General features: G+C 43.4%; 10 protein-coding genes. 8 read left to right on the top strand and 2 right to left on the bottom strand.

Features of this window, described 5'->3' with window-relative positions:
* Positions 1–145 precede the first annotated feature (145 nt).
* The 6 genes from aroK (at position 146) to ACQKC9_RS10880 (ending at position 11,573) form a co-directional block, all read left to right on the top strand.
* Positions 146–706 carry a shikimate kinase AroK gene (gene aroK / locus ACQKC9_RS10905; protein ID WP_102093188.1) on the top strand — a complete coding sequence of 187 codons (561 nt, stop codon included), beginning with the start codon at positions 146–148 and terminating at the stop codon, positions 704–706.
* Between the two features lie 75 nt (positions 707–781).
* Positions 782–1,888 (top strand): 3-dehydroquinate synthase, encoded by a 1,107-nt coding sequence (aroB, locus tag ACQKC9_RS10900; protein ID WP_427621800.1) that lies wholly within the window; start codon positions 782–784, stop codon positions 1,886–1,888.
* A 130-nt stretch (positions 1,889–2,018) separates the two neighbouring features.
* A complete protein-coding gene (locus ACQKC9_RS10895) occupies positions 2,019–3,107 on the top strand; it encodes a hypothetical protein (RefSeq protein WP_427621799.1) in 1,089 nt (362 codons plus the stop codon).
* Between the two features lie 864 nt (positions 3,108–3,971).
* On the top strand, positions 3,972–8,435 hold the full coding sequence (gene gltB / locus ACQKC9_RS10890) for a glutamate synthase large subunit (RefSeq protein ID WP_427621798.1): 4,464 nt from the start codon (positions 3,972–3,974) through the stop codon (positions 8,433–8,435).
* Between the two features lie 218 nt (positions 8,436–8,653).
* A complete protein-coding gene (locus tag ACQKC9_RS10885) occupies positions 8,654–10,075 on the top strand; it encodes a glutamate synthase subunit beta (RefSeq protein ID WP_057761694.1) in 1,422 nt (473 codons plus the stop codon).
* Positions 10,076–10,361: 286 nt separating this feature from the next.
* Complete coding sequence (locus tag ACQKC9_RS10880; protein ID WP_201568655.1) at positions 10,362–11,573, top strand: FUSC family protein; 1,212 nt, start codon at positions 10,362–10,364, stop codon at positions 11,571–11,573.
* An 83-nt stretch (positions 11,574–11,656) separates the two neighbouring features.
* On the opposite strand, the gene ACQKC9_RS10875 is transcribed toward ACQKC9_RS10880, so the two are convergent.
* Positions 11,657–12,790 carry an ABC transporter substrate-binding protein gene (locus ACQKC9_RS10875; protein ID WP_427621796.1) on the bottom strand — a complete coding sequence of 378 codons (1,134 nt, stop codon included), beginning with the start codon at positions 12,788–12,790 and terminating at the stop codon, positions 11,657–11,659.
* Positions 12,791–13,165: 375 nt separating this feature from the next.
* Between ACQKC9_RS10875 and ACQKC9_RS10870 the strand changes: the two genes are divergently transcribed.
* Positions 13,166–13,993 carry a 3-oxoacyl-ACP reductase gene (locus ACQKC9_RS10870; RefSeq protein ID WP_427621795.1) on the top strand — a complete coding sequence of 276 codons (828 nt, stop codon included), beginning with the start codon at positions 13,166–13,168 and terminating at the stop codon, positions 13,991–13,993.
* A gap of 196 nt (positions 13,994–14,189) precedes the next feature.
* Here the strand turns inward: ACQKC9_RS10870 and ACQKC9_RS10865 are convergent, their stop codons facing one another.
* Positions 14,190–15,020 (bottom strand): HAD family hydrolase, encoded by an 831-nt coding sequence (locus tag ACQKC9_RS10865; protein WP_427621794.1) that lies wholly within the window; start codon positions 15,018–15,020, stop codon positions 14,190–14,192.
* Between the two features lie 299 nt (positions 15,021–15,319).
* Between ACQKC9_RS10865 and ACQKC9_RS10860 the strand changes: the two genes are divergently transcribed.
* A complete protein-coding gene (locus tag ACQKC9_RS10860) occupies positions 15,320–15,826 on the top strand; it encodes a hypothetical protein (protein ID WP_427621793.1) in 507 nt (168 codons plus the stop codon).
* The last annotated feature ends 422 nt before the right edge of the window (positions 15,827–16,248 follow it).

Here is a 16,248-nt window from a genome sequence, read left to right as displayed (position 1 = left end):
GCGAAATTAGTGGTTTTAGCGTTGTAATATCTATGTATGTACCGATGAATGATACACTCTAAATTTTACTCACAATAATCACGGCTCATTACTAGCCAGAATAACGATGACGTTGTATCATACCTAATTTAGCTGAGTAAGTATTATGGGGCAGGAATTACCGTCGGTGTTTTTAGTGGGTCCGATGGGAGCAGGGAAGACGACAATCGGAAAACTGCTTGCCAAGCAGTTAGGTCGCACGTTTGTAGACAGCGATTGGTATATTGAATCGCAGACAGGTGCTGACATTGCTTGGATATTTGCCAAAGAAGGTGAGGCAGGCTTCCGTGAGCGTGAAACGCGTGCCATTGATGAATTGACCCAAAACTCTCAAATCGTATTAGCGACCGGTGGCGGTGCAGTCATGTGTGCTGAAAACCGAGAGTTCCTAAAACAGCGTGGCATCGTCGTTTATCTTAATGCACCTGTCGAGGTGCAGCTAGCCCGTACCTCTAAAGATAAGTCTCGACCATTATTGCAGCAGCCTAATCCTAGAAAAATATTGCAAGATTTGTATAGTGCTCGCGATCCACTCTATCGCCAAGTCGCCCATATTATTATGCCTACTGGTCACACGTACCCACGCCATATGGTCAATCAATTGATGCAGCAGCTAGAATCATTCGTCGATTGCACTACCGACGCATCAGCGCACCAAGAAGATTAGTAATAGACTGGCAACTACGATTGATATGCAGACTCAATTACTTTTACCTCATCGAAAATGCTTTAGGAGTATCATATGGTAATGCCGTTTCATGATGGCTTAATAGTTCAGACGCAAAGTCATGATTATCCTATTGTCATTACTGAACAACCTACGACTGAACATGGCAGTATGGCGAAGCAGATCACGCCTTATATCAGTGGTCGTCAGGTTTTGATCGTCACTAATGACACTGTGGCACCTTTATACTTAAAAGCATTAGAAGATGAGCTAGCAGGGCAGTTTGTGGTAAAGGTGTGCGTACTGCCAGATGGTGAACAATACAAAAATCAGGCAAGTATTGATCAGATTTATGATGCGCTGATGACAGAACACTTCAATCGCGATGTGACACTTATTGCCCTTGGCGGTGGTGTAATCGGAGATATGACTGGTTTTGCTGCTGCCAGTTTTATGCGCGGTGTCAATTTTATCCAAATTCCAACGACGCTACTGTCACAAGTAGATTCTAGTGTTGGTGGTAAAACGGGTATCAATCATCCGCAAGGTAAAAACATGATTGGTGCTTTTTGGCAGCCGCAAATGGTGCTTGCTGATATGAGTACGCTTAAGACACTGCCTGCGCGTGAGTTGTCGGCTGGAGTGGCCGAGATTATTAAATATGCCCTTATCATGGATGAGGCATTTCTAACGTGGCTTGAGGCAAACTTGCCTGCAATGATGGCGCTTGACTTGGCAGTACTTGGTGAAGCTGTAAAGCGCTGCTGTCAGTACAAAGCCGATGTAGTGGCACAAGACGAAAGAGAGTCCGGTGTGCGCGCGCTATTGAACTTTGGTCATACTTTTGGTCATGTAATTGAAACACATGAAGGCTATGGTAATTGGTTGCATGGCGAAGCAGTAGCGGCTGGTATGGTACAAGCAGCTGAGCTATCGCAAAAGATTGGCTGGTTAACTGATGATGAAGTTGTACGTATTAAGCGTGTTTTGGAATTGGCAAACTTACCTATTACGCCACCAGCTATTGGTGTAGACACTGCTCTAGATTTAATGGGACACGATAAAAAAGTGAAACACGGACAAATCCGCCTAATTTTGTTAAAATCAATAGGCGATGCGGTAATGACTAATGAGTTTGACAGCCAGTTATTACATGGAGTTTTGTCAAAACATAGCGCATAACGTCTCAAGAATTTATCGTTTATATATTTATACTAAAATCTCGTACTTATAGCCAACTGGTTAGCTGTACCTCTGTTTGAATAAGCATTTATACCACGCTGTAAAACATGTGTTTACCAAGGACCGCCTCATGGCAACATCAAAAACAAAAACGCGTACTGCTAGCCAATCATACAGTCGTCAAGCACTGATTTGGCTAATAGTGACCCTACTTTTAGGGGTGGCCACAGCGTTAGTATGGATGTTTAGTCAAACGCCAGCCATGGGTGCCAAAATTGAGAATGCACCGATATCAGCGCCAGAGATTTTGAATGAAGAGTTTGAGCAACCATTAAAAGTTGAATCCCTACATGAGTTAGATACGGATGTGCAACCGATTAACTTTGATGCAACGATTCGAGATTTGCGCGATTATCCTGATGAGTTCAAAGACAAGCGTTATCTGCTAGCTAATAAAGGCAAATGGACTGTTCAAGTAATGAATGTCGCTGAAAACGATGTGATTGTCAGTTACCTAGAAGGCCGTCAAGATCGTGATAAATTTGCTTACTTCCGTTATCTTGATGATGAAAAACAAGTCCGTTATATGCTGACTTATGGGATTATGAGCAGCCCGCAAGAAGCGGTAGGCGCCGCAAAGCTAATAGACTTTAAGTTACCTACAAACGTACGTGTACTGCCAGAAGAGATTAACCGGTATGTCAGTATCATTGATAATTATGAGCGTCCTGATCCAGTAAAAGATCTAAGTACAAAACGTACGCGTGCCGTCGATTTGAAACCTACTAAGCGCGAAGTGCCAGCTCGTTTGCAAGAAGAAGCTGATGACGCCGCTGCTCAAGCAGCTAGTGCTAACAGTAATCGAAGTAACCAAGAAAGCGCTAATAGTAGCAGCACCCAAGAGAGTATTCGTCAGTCAGTAGATACCTCTGCCACGTTATCTGTTAGTGAAGAGCGTACGGTTGGTGGTGAGACGCAGACAATATCTGAATCATCGCCAAAAGACGAAAACAACGCAAGTAAGCCCACGCCAGAAAACAAAAAGTCCGCGGCACCGGCGGAGAACTCTACTAGTAAGAAGCCACCAGTCGTGCCAACGCCTAAGCCCCCTAGCAGCACCAACAATAATTCAAATACTAATGGCAAAAGTGCTAACGCTAACCCTCCCAAAAATAATAGCGACAGTATAAAAGCGCTAATAGAGGATAAGAGTAATTAATTTTTGCCTGATTAATTAAACCCACTAGCTATTTGGTTAGTGGGTTTTTTTAGCACTATACAAAAAAGTTTTACCGTCATCATAAACGGTAAGCTACTACTGCTAAGTATTATCAAAGCCTTTTGCTAACTGTCATTTATATGGTTTATATTAAAATTTTAATAGCAGTTTTATTTGTTTCATAACCAATAGTAATAAGTCCTCTTACAATTTATGGCTGATGAATCGATAGAAAAGACTAGATTTTTCGACAATCATTAACTAATATAACTGTGGGCGACGTTCTGTATAGTTATCGTAAAAAATGTCTATTTAACAACTATTTAGTGGTTTTTTCTTAGTTTTTAGAGTTCTTTACTAAATATTATTGTCTCAAGCGCGGTTACTTACTATCCATAATAAGGTTATCGTAAGTGACGCAACCTCTCTTATTGTCACTCTTTTTAGGGTAAACAAAGTGCTTGAATACAGGGCGTCAGATATTCAAGATAAACAAGTGCACCGTTATTAAGTTATTGTATGCTTAGCGCTAAATGCTAGACATGACAACATAACAAATGATGCTTAAATGAATGGCATTAGATATCACTGATTGAGTAACTGGCATTTAAGGGCGTAGATTCTCCCGTTGCCAAGGGCTGCTACTTACTATCTTTTGATACACGGACCACATGTCAAGACATCAGCTAATGACCAAGAGGGTCAAGGGTTTTACTTTCTCTTAGAGTATGATGTCTATCGAGCATTGCACTATTTGCCAATTCGAACACACGAATATCCACTATCAGCCCGTTCTGCTTACGGGTACCAACTTATACTCCGAATTGGAAATATAAGTTGCCCGTCTACTTAAAAGGACAAGCTATGTCAATGATTTCCTCACAAACACACCTGGCCACGCCAGATGATTTTTCTGATAATTGCGGTTTTGGCCTAATTGCCCATATTGAGGGTGAAGCGAGCCATGATTTGGTAAAAACTGCCATTCATAGTTTAAGTTGTATGACACATCGCGGCGGTGTTGCTGCTGACGGTAGAACTGGTGATGGTTGTGGCTTACTATTAGCGACGCCTACCGATTTCTTTAAACAGATTGCTGACGAGCAGCAATTTGCCATTACAGACAACTTTGCTGTCGGTATGGTGTTCGTTAATTTAGATAGCGATAAAGCCAAGCATAGCCAACAAGTATTGAGCGATGAGATTACCGCCCAAGGATTAAAAGTGGCTGGCTGGCGCAATGTACCACTTGACTTAAGTATTGTTGGTGAGATTGGTCGTGAGACATTGCCAGACTTTAAGCAAGTGTTCGTTAATGCGCCAGATGACCTAGCAGCTGATGATTTCAACCGTAAGCTGTTTGTTGCACGCAAAAAAGCAGAGCAGCGTTTGACGGATGATGAGCTATTTTACGTCTGTTCATTGAGTTGTCAGACCATTATTTATAAAGGCTTGGTAATGCCTTCAGACTTACCAGCGTTTTTCTTGGATTTGCAAGATGAGCGTTTGGCGTCACATATCGTAGTCTTCCATCAGCGTTTCTCAACCAATACCTTGCCGCGCTGGCCACTGGCACAGCCATTCCGTTATCTTGCGCACAATGGTGAGTTAAATACCATTACAGGTAACCGCAACTGGTCTAAAGCGCGTACGCCAAAGCTAAAATCAGACAAACTGCCTAACTTGAATGAGCTAACACCACTTGTAAATAGTACGGGTTCAGATTCATCTAGCTTAGATAACATGCTCGAAGTGCTTATGTCTGGTGGTATGAATCTGTTCCATGCAATGTCTATCTTGGTACCGCCAGCGTGGCAGAATGTTGATAGCATGGATATGGATCTGCGTGCGTTTTATGAGTTTTACTCACAGCATATGGAAGCGTGGGACGGTCCAGCAGGGCTAGTCATTCAAGATGGACGCTATGCGGTCTGTATGCTCGATAGAAACGGTTTGCGCCCGTCACGTTGGGTAACCACCAAGAATGGCTATATTACTGTTGCATCAGAAGTGGGCGTTTGGGATTACGAGCCACAAGACGTATTGGCAAAAGGTCGTGTTGGACCTGGTCAAATGTTGGTTATTGATACGTTGACTGGTCAAATTCTAGATACGACAGCTATTGCAACTTTACTAAAAACGGCGCATCCATATCGTAAATGGTTGCGTGAAGAAGCAACGCGTGTTCGTGATGATGAACGTCTAGAAGAAACGTTAGCAACGCAAGCGTGTCGCGGTGATAAGCTAAAAGCGCTACAAAAGATGTATCACATCACCAATGAAGAGCGCACAGAAATCATTCGCCCTAATGCTGAAAATGGTCAAGAACCAGTCGGCTCAATGGGTGACGATACGCCAATGGCTGTACTGTCGCAGCAAATTCGTCATGTCGGTGACTTCTTCCGTCAGCAGTTTGCACAGGTGACTAATCCGCCAATCGATCCATTACGTGAATCTATCGTGATGTCGTTGCAGACTTGTTTAGGCGCTGAGACTAACGTATTTGCGCCATCTGCGAGAGATGCGCATCGTATTATTTTGTCATCGCCAGTATTGTCAGCCAGCAAAATGCAGCAGCTTGAAACCTTGGATGATCCAGCGTTCAAGATGGCTCGTATTGATCTAAACTATGACCGTACTCTAGAGCTATCTGATGCTATCGTGGCTATTTGTGAGCAAGTGGCAGATAACATCCGTTCAGGTAATACGTTGATTGTCTTGTCTGATAAAGATATCGATGCAGACAAAGTACCCGCCAATGCCATTATGGTTACTGGTGCTGTGCATCATTATCTAATCGCGCAAGGTATTCGTACCGATGCTAACTTAATCATTGAGACGGGCCTTGCCCGTGACTCGCATCAAATAGCGGTATTGATCGGCTTCGGTGCAACTTGTGTATATCCATATCTGGCATACGATGTCATTGATGATTTGGTCGCGACTGGTGAGCTACTTGGTGATCCGATTCAAGCCCGTGTTAATTTCCGCAAAGGCTTGGATAAAGGTTTGCTAAAAATCTTATCAAAAATGGGTATCTCTACCATTGTTTCTTATCGTGGCGCGCAGTTGTTTGAAGCAGTAGGCCTATCAGAAGAAGTCGTCAATTTATGTTTTAAAGGTGTACAAAGCCGTATCAAAGGCGCTACCTTTGCAGACCTTGCTGCTGATCAAGCGCAACTGGCTGCCAATGCGTTTAAGCGTCGTGCCCCTCTAGATCAAGGTGGTCTGCTTAAGTTCGTCTTCAACAAAGAGTACCATGCCTTTAACCCTGATGTGATTAACAGCCTGCATACGGCAGTACGTACGGGCGATTATGAGAATTATCAGAATTATGCCAATCTAGTCAATAGCCGTCCGGTCGCGACTTTGCGTGACTTATTGCAACTAAAAACTGACAACAGTATCGATGTCAATGACGTAGAAGATATCTCTGAAATCTTGACGCGTTTTGACTCAGCTGGCATGTCATTAGGCGCGCTATCTCCTGAAGCGCATGAGTCAATTGCGATGGCTATGAATACCATCGGTGGTCGTTCAAACTCTGGTGAAGGCGGTGAAGATCCTGCGCGTTATGGCACATTGCGTAACTCAAAGATCAAGCAAGTGGCCTCTGGTCGTTTTGGTGTGACACCTGCATATCTGCGCTCAGCAGAAGTGATGCAAATTAAAGTGGCTCAAGGCGCAAAACCGGGCGAGGGTGGTCAGCTACCTGGTGGTAAAGTGAATGCGTTGATTGCGCGCTTGCGTTATTCGGTGCCAGGCGTGACCTTGATTTCACCGCCGCCGCATCACGATATTTACTCTATCGAAGATTTGGCGCAGCTGATTTTTGATTTGAAGCAAGTCAATCCAGATGCATTGGTATCCGTTAAATTGGTTTCACGTCCGGGCGTTGGTACGATCGCGACAGGTGTTGCAAAAGCTTATGCCGATTTGATTACTATCTCAGGTTATGATGGTGGTACGGCAGCGTCTCCGCTATCTTCTATCCATCATGCAGGCTCACCATGGGAGCTAGGTCTGGCTGAGACTCACCAGTCTCTACGAGTGAATGGGTTACGTGATAAGGTACGTGTCCAGACTGACGGTGGTCTTAAAACAGGGCTAGATGTAGTAAAAGCCGCTATCTTGGGTGCAGAAAGCTTTGGCTTTGGTACCACGCCGATGATTGCGGTTGGTTGTAAGTATCTACGTATTTGCCATTTAAACAACTGTCCGACAGGTGTTGCTACTCAAAAAGCCAAGCTGCGTGATGAGCATTTCATTGGCGAAGCAGAAATGCTGATTAATTTCTTTAAGTTTGTCGCAACCGAAACGCGTGAATGGTTGGCAGCGCTAGGTGTTCGTAGCATGGAAGAACTAGTTGGTCGTACTGACTTGCTAGATATCTTAGAAGGTAACACTGATAAGCAGCGTCATCTTGATTTAACACCATTGTTATTTAGTCACCCAGCCAGTGTGGGTAAAGCCCAAACGTGTCAGGTTGAGCGTAACGAGCCGTTTGATAAAGGCTTGCTTGCTGAGCAGATGATTAGCGATATGCTTGTGAATATTCGTAAAGGGGCAGGTGGCGACTATAGTTATTTCGTTGGTAACTGTGACCGCTCTATCGGTGCTCGTATTTCTGGTGAGATTGCGCAAGTCTGGGGCAACCTTGGCATGAGCGATATGCCAATTAAGCTTCGTCTAACTGGTACCGCAGGACAAAGTCTAGGCGTGTGGAATGCTGGTGGCTTAAATATCGAGCTTGAAGGCGATGCCAACGACTATGTGGGTAAAGGCATGGCTGGCGGTGAGATTGTCATTTATCCACCTAAAGACTCAAACTTTACGGCACAAGAAACCGCCATCATCGGTAATACTTGCCTATATGGTGCAACCGGCGGTAAGTTGTATGCTGCTGGGACCGCAGGTGAGCGTTTTGGCGTTCGTAACTCTGGCGCGCATGCAGTCATCGAGGGTACAGGAGACCATTGCTGTGAATATATGACTGGCGGTATCGTCACGATTCTTGGCCGTACTGGACTCAACTTCGGTGCTGGTATGACGGGTGGTTTTGCATATGTACTCGACATGGAAGGCGACTTCTTTGATCGTTGCAACCATGAGCTGATCGATCTCAACCGTATCTCAAGCGAGCAAACAGAAGAGCATCGCATTCACTTACAGCAAGTGATTGAAGCTCACGTAGATAAAACAGGCAGTGCATGGGGTCAGACGATATTGGACGACTTTGAGCACTATGTTCGTAAATTCTATTTAGTGAAGCCAAAAGCGGCGAACATTGCAAGCCTTCTTAAAACTACCATGGCCGACCCACAATAGCCGATACATGACTGCCTATCGTATCAATGGAATGTATTGATGGATTGGCAGTCGCTTTAATCAGGTTAGCCAGCGTTCCGTTTTTAGAGACGTTTTAACTCACAGGTTTTCAGCAGGTACGTGACAGCAGCGATACATTTCTTAGATTTTAGACAAACCAAACATCGCTGACTGTCGCCACCCACTGCAAAAGAGCCTTATATAAAAGAGATAGCACCATGGCAAAACGCTTAGAAAATAACTTCCAGTTTTTAGATGTACCAAGATTTGATCCAACCAAAAAAGACATTGCAACGCGTTCAACAGAGTTTGTTGAAATTTATAAGCCTTTCGAAAACGAAGCCGTTGCTCAGCAAGCGCATCGCTGTCTTGAGTGTGGTAACCCGTACTGCGAATGGAAATGTCCAGTACACAACTATATCCCTAACTGGCTAAAACTGGCCACAGAAGGCCAGATATTTCAGGCAGCTGAATTGTGCCACCGTACTAATACCTTACCTGAAGTATGCGGACGAGTTTGCCCGCAAGATCGTCTGTGTGAAGGCGCTTGTACGTTAAATGATGGTTTTGGTGCAGTGACCATTGGTAATGTTGAAAAATATATCAATGATACCGCGTTTGCACTTGGCTGGCGTCCAGATATGTCTGAAGTCGTTTGGACAGACAAAAAAGTCGCGATTATCGGTGCAGGACCAGCGGGTCTTGGCTGTGCAGATATTTTGGTCAGAAATGGTGTCAAGCCTGTTGTCTTTGATAAGCGCCCTGAAATTGGTGGCTTACTGACATTCGGTATCCCTGAGTTCAAAATGGAAAAAGACGTCATGCGCAATCGCCGCGTGATCTTTGAAGACATGGGTATCGAATTCCGTTTAGAGACAGAGATTGGTACAGACGTCACCATTGATGAGCTATTGGCTGACTATGATGCGGTATTTATGGGTATGGGTACATACACCTATATGCGCGGTGGCTTCGCTGGTGAAGAGCTGACAGGCGTCTATGATGCACTAGATTACCTGATTGCCAACGTGAACCGTTGCAATGACTGGGAAAAAGACGCTGAAGAGTACATCGACTTTAAAGGTAAAAAAGTGGTGGTACTCGGCGGCGGTGATACCGCAATGGACTGTAACCGTACCAGTATCCGTCAAGGCGCCGAAAAAGTAGTTTGTGCTTATCGCCGTGATGAAGAAAACATGCCAGGTTCACGCCGCGAAGTGGTCAATGCTCGCGAGGAAGGCGTCGAGTTCTTATTTAATCGTCAGCCAACCGAAATCATTGGCTTAAACGGTAAAGTTAACGGTGTAAAAGTTGTTACTACTCAGTTAGGCGCACCAGACAACCGTGGTCGTCAACGCCCTGAGCCAATTCCTAATTCTGAAGAGATCATCCCATGTGATGCAGTCATCATGGCCTTTGGTTTTAGACCAAGTCCTGCTGATTGGTTCGAGTCTCAGCAAGTGGGGATGGACAGTTCTGGTCGCGTATTAGCAGCCGAAAAGCAAACCTTCAAATTCCAGACTCAAAATCCTAAAATCTTCGCTGGTGGCGATATGGTGCGCGGTTCTGACTTGGTTGTGACCGCGATTTGGGAAGGCCGCGAAGCTGCGGAAGGTATTCTAGACTACCTAGAAGTGTAATACGCTAGCGCAATAGACTATTAATCATTAACACTAACGCAGATCTTGATAAGTAATTCGATGAGTCATTCTATGTACTATTTTCAATAGCGTAGATTTCAATATAGTGTGCTAGGATATTTTTTATAACGCCTTTTACCTATGAATAATAGGTAAAAGGCGTTATTTTTTGCCCGTCATTTTGCTGATAGAATATTAACTTATACTTACCGCTAGTTATTGAGATATTTTAATACTTTATTAGAATGTCTCACCTAAACATTCCACCCAAAAAGAGTAGCCTTGCGTGAAACCCACCCTTTATCAGCGTATTACTGCTCCATTTGTCGAACCCTATGTTCGCTACCAACATGCAGATATCCTACATGCCACCCGACTAGGCACGGCTGTGATATTGGCTCTATTGGTCAATAAAATCACCAACCTTCCGCACGGTGAGTGGACGACTATTACCGTATTTATTATTCTAGGGTTGTTGCAATACCAAGGCGCTATTTATACCAAGGCGAAAGAGCGTGTAATCGGTACTTTGTTAGGTATTGGTACTGCGCTTGGGGTGTTATGGTTTAATCAGAACGCAGGCGCATGGCTATGGGTGGACTATGCCCTCATTGGTCTGCTCAGTGGCATTATTGGCTATCTAGCCGTTAGACAGCTTGGGTATACAGGGCTGCTAACGGGCATCACTATGTTGATGATTGTCTCTGATTTAGGCAATAATAGCATTGGTCAAGATGGCATCTACCGCGCGCTAAATATCCTACTGGGGACAGGCGTTTCGGTAGCAGTGACGCTAATTTTGCCGCTCAAATCAACGTTGATGTGGCGGTTCTTATTGAGTAGTAACCTTGACGCTTGTAGTAGTCTCTATGCAGGCGTAGGTCATCATATTGACGCAACGGATGGAGTAGTGGACGACTCTGTTCAAAAGCTAAACCCAGTAGCCTTTCCTGTTAAGGAAGTACCCGTTGATAGAGCGTTGGTCACAGCGTTACAGCAGATCAATAAACGTCTGCTGGCTGTGCGACCACATATCGCGGCGACAGCCAGTGAGTCAGGTATTGAAAAGGAAACACTAGAGACGATTCAACGTACCCACCGTAATATCATTGGGACGATTGATTTACTACTAAGTGCGGCACCGCGCTTGGCAAATATCGAAATTGATGAAGAAAACCATGTTTTATTGGTACATTATCAGCATGAGCTAACCCAAGCGATGCAACATATGGCGGCGGTATTACGTAGTCCAAGCGATGAAGTATTTCGACCCATTACTCGTATTGCTGTCTCGGAGTATCCAAGCGTACAGCACCTAGCATTTGAGTGGCAGGGCTATTTCTGGTTGACCCAAACCTTGCAGACTCAGTTGCAGCAGCTGAGTGATTTACTGCAAACATCGAAACCGCATTGGTTTGCTGCATCTGGTCTAGGCTATCAGCGCCGTGAGCAGCGCCGGATGAAAGAGCAGGGCGGCGAGACGGATTTACATTTATAACCTACAAAAAAACGCTGACCATTTAGGATCAGCGTTTTTATTTTTCAAAGACTACTTTATTTTAAAGTACTAAATCAAAACTATTAACGACCAGTCTTTAGCTTATCCCAGTACTGTTGATACACTTGCAACGCCTCATCGCCCACATCTTCTTGGAACTCAGCTTTTGCTAATACTTCTTTAGAAGGATAAATCGTTGGATTGTTTTGGACACTCTCATCCATCAGCTCACGTGCTGCTATATTTGGTGACGCATAGCCGATCTCTTCACTAACAATTTTGGCGTTTTCAGGGCGCAATAAATAATCAATAAACTTGTGTGCTGCATCAACTTGCTTGGCGTTTTTTGGAATGACAAAGTTGTCCATCCACAAGATAGCGCCTTCGGTTGGATATTTATAAACCAAGCTAGTTAACCCTTCGTCATTGGCCATGACTGCTTCACCATTCCAAGTCATACCAAGTGCCGTCTCACCCTCGATATACGGCATACGTGTCGCATCAGAGTTAAAAGTTTTGACGTTTGGCATCAACGTGGTGAGCTTATCGTAAGCGGCTTCGATTTCGTCAGGATTGCTACTATTACCTGAGTAGCCAAGGGTCAGCAGTGCCATACCGAATACTTCACGCACGTCATTGGTCAGCATCACCTGACCTTTATACTTAGGATCCCATAGGTCATTCCAACTATTGACAGTTTTTGGATCGACACTGTCACCGTTAATGGCTAGACCAGTGCTGCCCCACATATAAGGGATAGAGTATTTGTTGTCAGGATCAACTTTGGTATTGATAAATGAGGTATCAAGGTTTTTGAAATTGCTCAATTTAGATTTGTCTAGCTCTTGCAACAGCCCTTCTTTCGCCATCTTTTCAACATAATAAGTCGATGGAATCGCTAAGTCATACTGGCTCGAATCATCCAATAGTTTGAGCTTGGCATACATGGCTTCGTTAGAGTCAAATGTGGTGTAATTAACTGAGATGCCAGTTTCTTCTTCAAAACCATCTAAAATCTCTTGCGGCATGTATTCTGACCAGTTATAAAGGTTCAGCGTCTCATTGCTCGCTGCAGCACTGCCATCTGCTGCATTGTCAGAGTTGCTACAGCTGGCAAGCACCAAGCCGACAGCCGCTGCTAATAATGCTTTTGGCACTATACGACCGACACTAGCCAAGGTGTGAGTAGTGGGATGGGACGATGATAAATGGGACAAAATATCTCTCCTAAATAAAGATAATGCAAATCAGAAAAATTCAATAAAAAAGCCAACAAGATAAAAGCCTGATATGGCCAATAGAACTATTATGGTCATTAATTTATACAATTTAAAGGGTTGTTATTAAGACAATGCTTAACAATACTAATAAAAATAGCCAGTTGGGCTAATAAGATGAGTAGAAAAACTAACTTAATGACAGCTAATTCTGAGTAGAATTGCTAGCGAGCTGCTAACATCGAATCGAAAAAACATAGTATATAACCATGCTATGATTGGCGCAGACCGAAGTATGACGAACATCATCTAAGCAGATATCAGCCTTTGGCTTTAAGACACCAACCATACCATAATAATAAAGGATGCAGCACAATGACCGAAAGTACCTCAACTCAACACGCTTTCAATAAAAGCCACTCAGTTATACCAGCATTGCTCACAGATAAAGTTGCCATAGTCACCGGAGCCAGTCGTGGGCTTGGTGCACAGATTGCACAGCAAATGGCAGCAGCAGGCGCTATCGTTTGCGTCAACTATCTCAATAGTAAAGAGGCTGCTGAGGCGGTAGTGGCTGATATCATCGCGACAGGTGGCCAAGCATTTGCTTATCAGGCGGATGTCACCGAGCTTGAGCAAGTACAAGCCATGGCAGCTGAAGTCATCACTCGTCATGGACGTATCGATATATTAGTCAACAATGCTTTGCCCAGTTATCAGTTCAATCCAAGCGCTGCGTACACTAGTATTGAGACCGTAAAGTGGTCACATTTTTCACAACAAATGGACGGTATTGTTAAAGGCGCAGTCAATACAGTACAAGCGGTGCTGCCGCAAATGAAAGCGCAGCAAGTAGGTAAAATTATTAATATCTCGACCAATCTTGTCTACATCCCAGTGGTTACCTATTATGATTACACCACGGCTAAATCAGCATTGATTGGACTTACTCGCAACCTAGCAAGCGAGCTTGGACAGTATGGCATTCGGGTGAATTTACTGGCAGGTGGCTTATTAAAAACTACCGATGCAAGCAGCTTAACCACTAAAGAGGTATTTGATTATATTGCGACTACGACGCCGCTGCGCCAAGCGACTTCGGTAGCGGATTTTGCCAATTCAGTATTGCTCATGGCGTCTGATTTGAGCATGGCTATTACTGGACAATCTATCGCTGTCGATGGTGGCTTGACCATGCCTTAATTGAGGCCTTAACTGATGCATTAACGCTCTATTGGATTTGTAGAAGAAAAAATGATCGTCAAGGTATTGGAGTCATTGCTAAAGATTTTATTTGTATTTTCTATATAAAATTAGCCCATAACAAAAAGCCCTTACTACTCGGTTAGTAAGGGCTTTTTTTGAATGAACGTTAATGGCTTTATGTGCCTGAACAGTCTTATGACTTCATTGCTAACTGATTAAGCACGGTTTGAATACCATACTCTTCGATTGTCCCAGTGACAAAGTCAGCGCGTTCTATTAAAGCTGGCTGCGCATCTCCCATGGCCACAGCAAACCCAACCAAGTCGAACATTTCTAAGTCATTCATACCATCACCGAATGCCATACATTCGCTTGCATCTACCGCATAGTACTCGCACATATCTTTGATACCGCGAGCTTTTGATGCCTCTGCTGGCAATATATCGGCACCAATCTGATGCCAATGTACCAGCTTTAAATCATACTGGGCAAAATCGATGTCTTGCATCTTTTCTTGCTGATTATTAAAAAATACCGAGCATTGATAGACGGTATTTATTTTGTAGTACTCAGGGTCAAGGATCGAGTTGGGTGTGACCGCATTGAACTCGCGCAAACGTTCATTTTCACCTGACCAAGCGATATGAGTGGCAGAGTCAAACTTATGAATCAAATCACTCTGCTGACACAGGCGTACGATTTTATCTGTCTGTTCAGCCGTTAATGGGTAGTGGCTGATTCGGCCGCTTTTATCAAAACTATATTGTCCATTCATACAAATAATGGCGTCCAATATATTTGCATCAAGCAACGCTAGAATGTCTTCAGGCAATATGGCTTTAGAACGACCAGTTGAAATCACTAGTTTAATATCGGTATCTGCAAGCTGCTCAAGCGTCGCTTTATTGTGTTCAGCGATGATGCCATTACGGCTCAAGGTATCATCGATGTCAAAAAAGATGATTTTGGGGGTCGAAATCTTAGTAGTCATACTTTCTTTGGCAATCTTATCTTCGATAAACATGATGATCCTATTATTTTTAGTCGTGTAGATACAATGATTCAGATACTACTACAACATACCCAATCAGATAAATACCTATCGAGTAACCTATGATGCTACAAGTATGCTTATTGAGACAGTATTTGCATGTAGCCTGTAGAACCGCTCATTGCTTGCCCAGAGGATTAACAAAAATGCTAAACGATATGATTAACTTAACTGTGTTTATTTATTATAAAGTTATATTCAATTATCAAAAATAATCTACCAAATAAGATGAACTATCGTTATTAATGCAGCAGCTACCTAAAGGAATAAGTATGAAATTTTTTACCTTAAAATCGGTTACAGTTTTGGCGACCTTGGCTTTATCTGCCAATGCTCTTGCAATGGATGTTAAATTTAATGATGCTGCTTGGGATGGCAAAAAAATACCTGAGGGGCAGCAATGTTTAAACTATAATGGCAAAAGTCCAGCCACGCCTAGCATGACTGTTTCAAACATTCCTACAGGTGCGGAAAGCTTGGTGTTCGTCTACAACGATGTAAGCAACAAACGTATGCAGCATGGTGGACATGGTATCGTGGAGTTCGCACTACCAGAGGGTGCTACGAGTGCAGAAGTGCCACGAGTATTTGGTCATACTTACGAAGTACCAGTAGGTATTGAAATGGTTGCAGAATACCGCAGTCGTAAAGGCGAGGCGGGCGGTGCATATAAGCCACCTTGTTCTGGCGGCAAGAACCATCTGTATACGGTAGATGTACAAGCATGGCAAGGCGACTCGGTACTTGCTGAAACAACAGTTGAAATGGGGCGATATTGATACGTTAGCTATTCAATTAATATGCAACAATTAGTATGCAACAACAAAGCCGTCTATACAAAACTGTTTATACATAGCATAGACGGCTTTTTATTGAGGGTAGGTTATGTTTTACAAGCCTATAAATGCGCTAGCTCAACAGACATTACAGGCCCTGATGAATGCTTGTAGAGTTTAGACTATAAGTAAACATGACTTAGTCATATAAGTGCGTTGCGGCAGGGCTATAGGAGAATATAGATTAGGCTTGTTAACTATTGGAATAATGCCAAGATACTGAACGTGACAACTTTGTAGTATAATTTTACTACTATGAATATTGGTATGCTATATCATTGAAACTTCTATGTTATAAATCTAAAAAAATCATAGCAAATGATAAAAAATGTTATTAATTATACTTTATCTTAAAGTATACCTTG

Origin of the sequence: Psychrobacter sp. NPDC078409 (assembly GCF_050268505.1) — a bacterium.
Lineage (GTDB): Bacteria > Pseudomonadota > Gammaproteobacteria > Pseudomonadales > Moraxellaceae > Psychrobacter.
This window is presented reverse-complemented; position numbering and strand designations above follow the sequence as displayed.

Bases quoted from the DNA above. Each gene is read 5' to 3' on its own strand.
- aroK (WP_102093188.1), top strand. From the start codon at position 146: ATGGGGCAGGAATTACCGTCGGTGTTTTTAGTGGGTCCGATGGGAGCA.
- aroB (WP_427621800.1), top strand. From the start codon at position 782: ATGGTAATGCCGTTTCATGATGGCTTAATAGTTCAGACGCAAAGTCAT.
- ACQKC9_RS10895 (WP_427621799.1), top strand. From the start codon at position 2,019: ATGGCAACATCAAAAACAAAAACGCGTACTGCTAGCCAATCATACAGT.
- gltB (WP_427621798.1), top strand. From the start codon at position 3,972: ATGTCAATGATTTCCTCACAAACACACCTGGCCACGCCAGATGATTTT.
- ACQKC9_RS10885 (WP_057761694.1), top strand. From the start codon at position 8,654: ATGGCAAAACGCTTAGAAAATAACTTCCAGTTTTTAGATGTACCAAGA.
- ACQKC9_RS10870 (WP_427621795.1), top strand. From the start codon at position 13,166: ATGACCGAAAGTACCTCAACTCAACACGCTTTCAATAAAAGCCACTCA.
- ACQKC9_RS10865 (WP_427621794.1), bottom strand. From the start codon at position 15,020: ATGTTTATCGAAGATAAGATTGCCAAAGAAAGTATGACTACTAAGATT.
- ACQKC9_RS10860 (WP_427621793.1), top strand. From the start codon at position 15,320: ATGAAATTTTTTACCTTAAAATCGGTTACAGTTTTGGCGACCTTGGCT.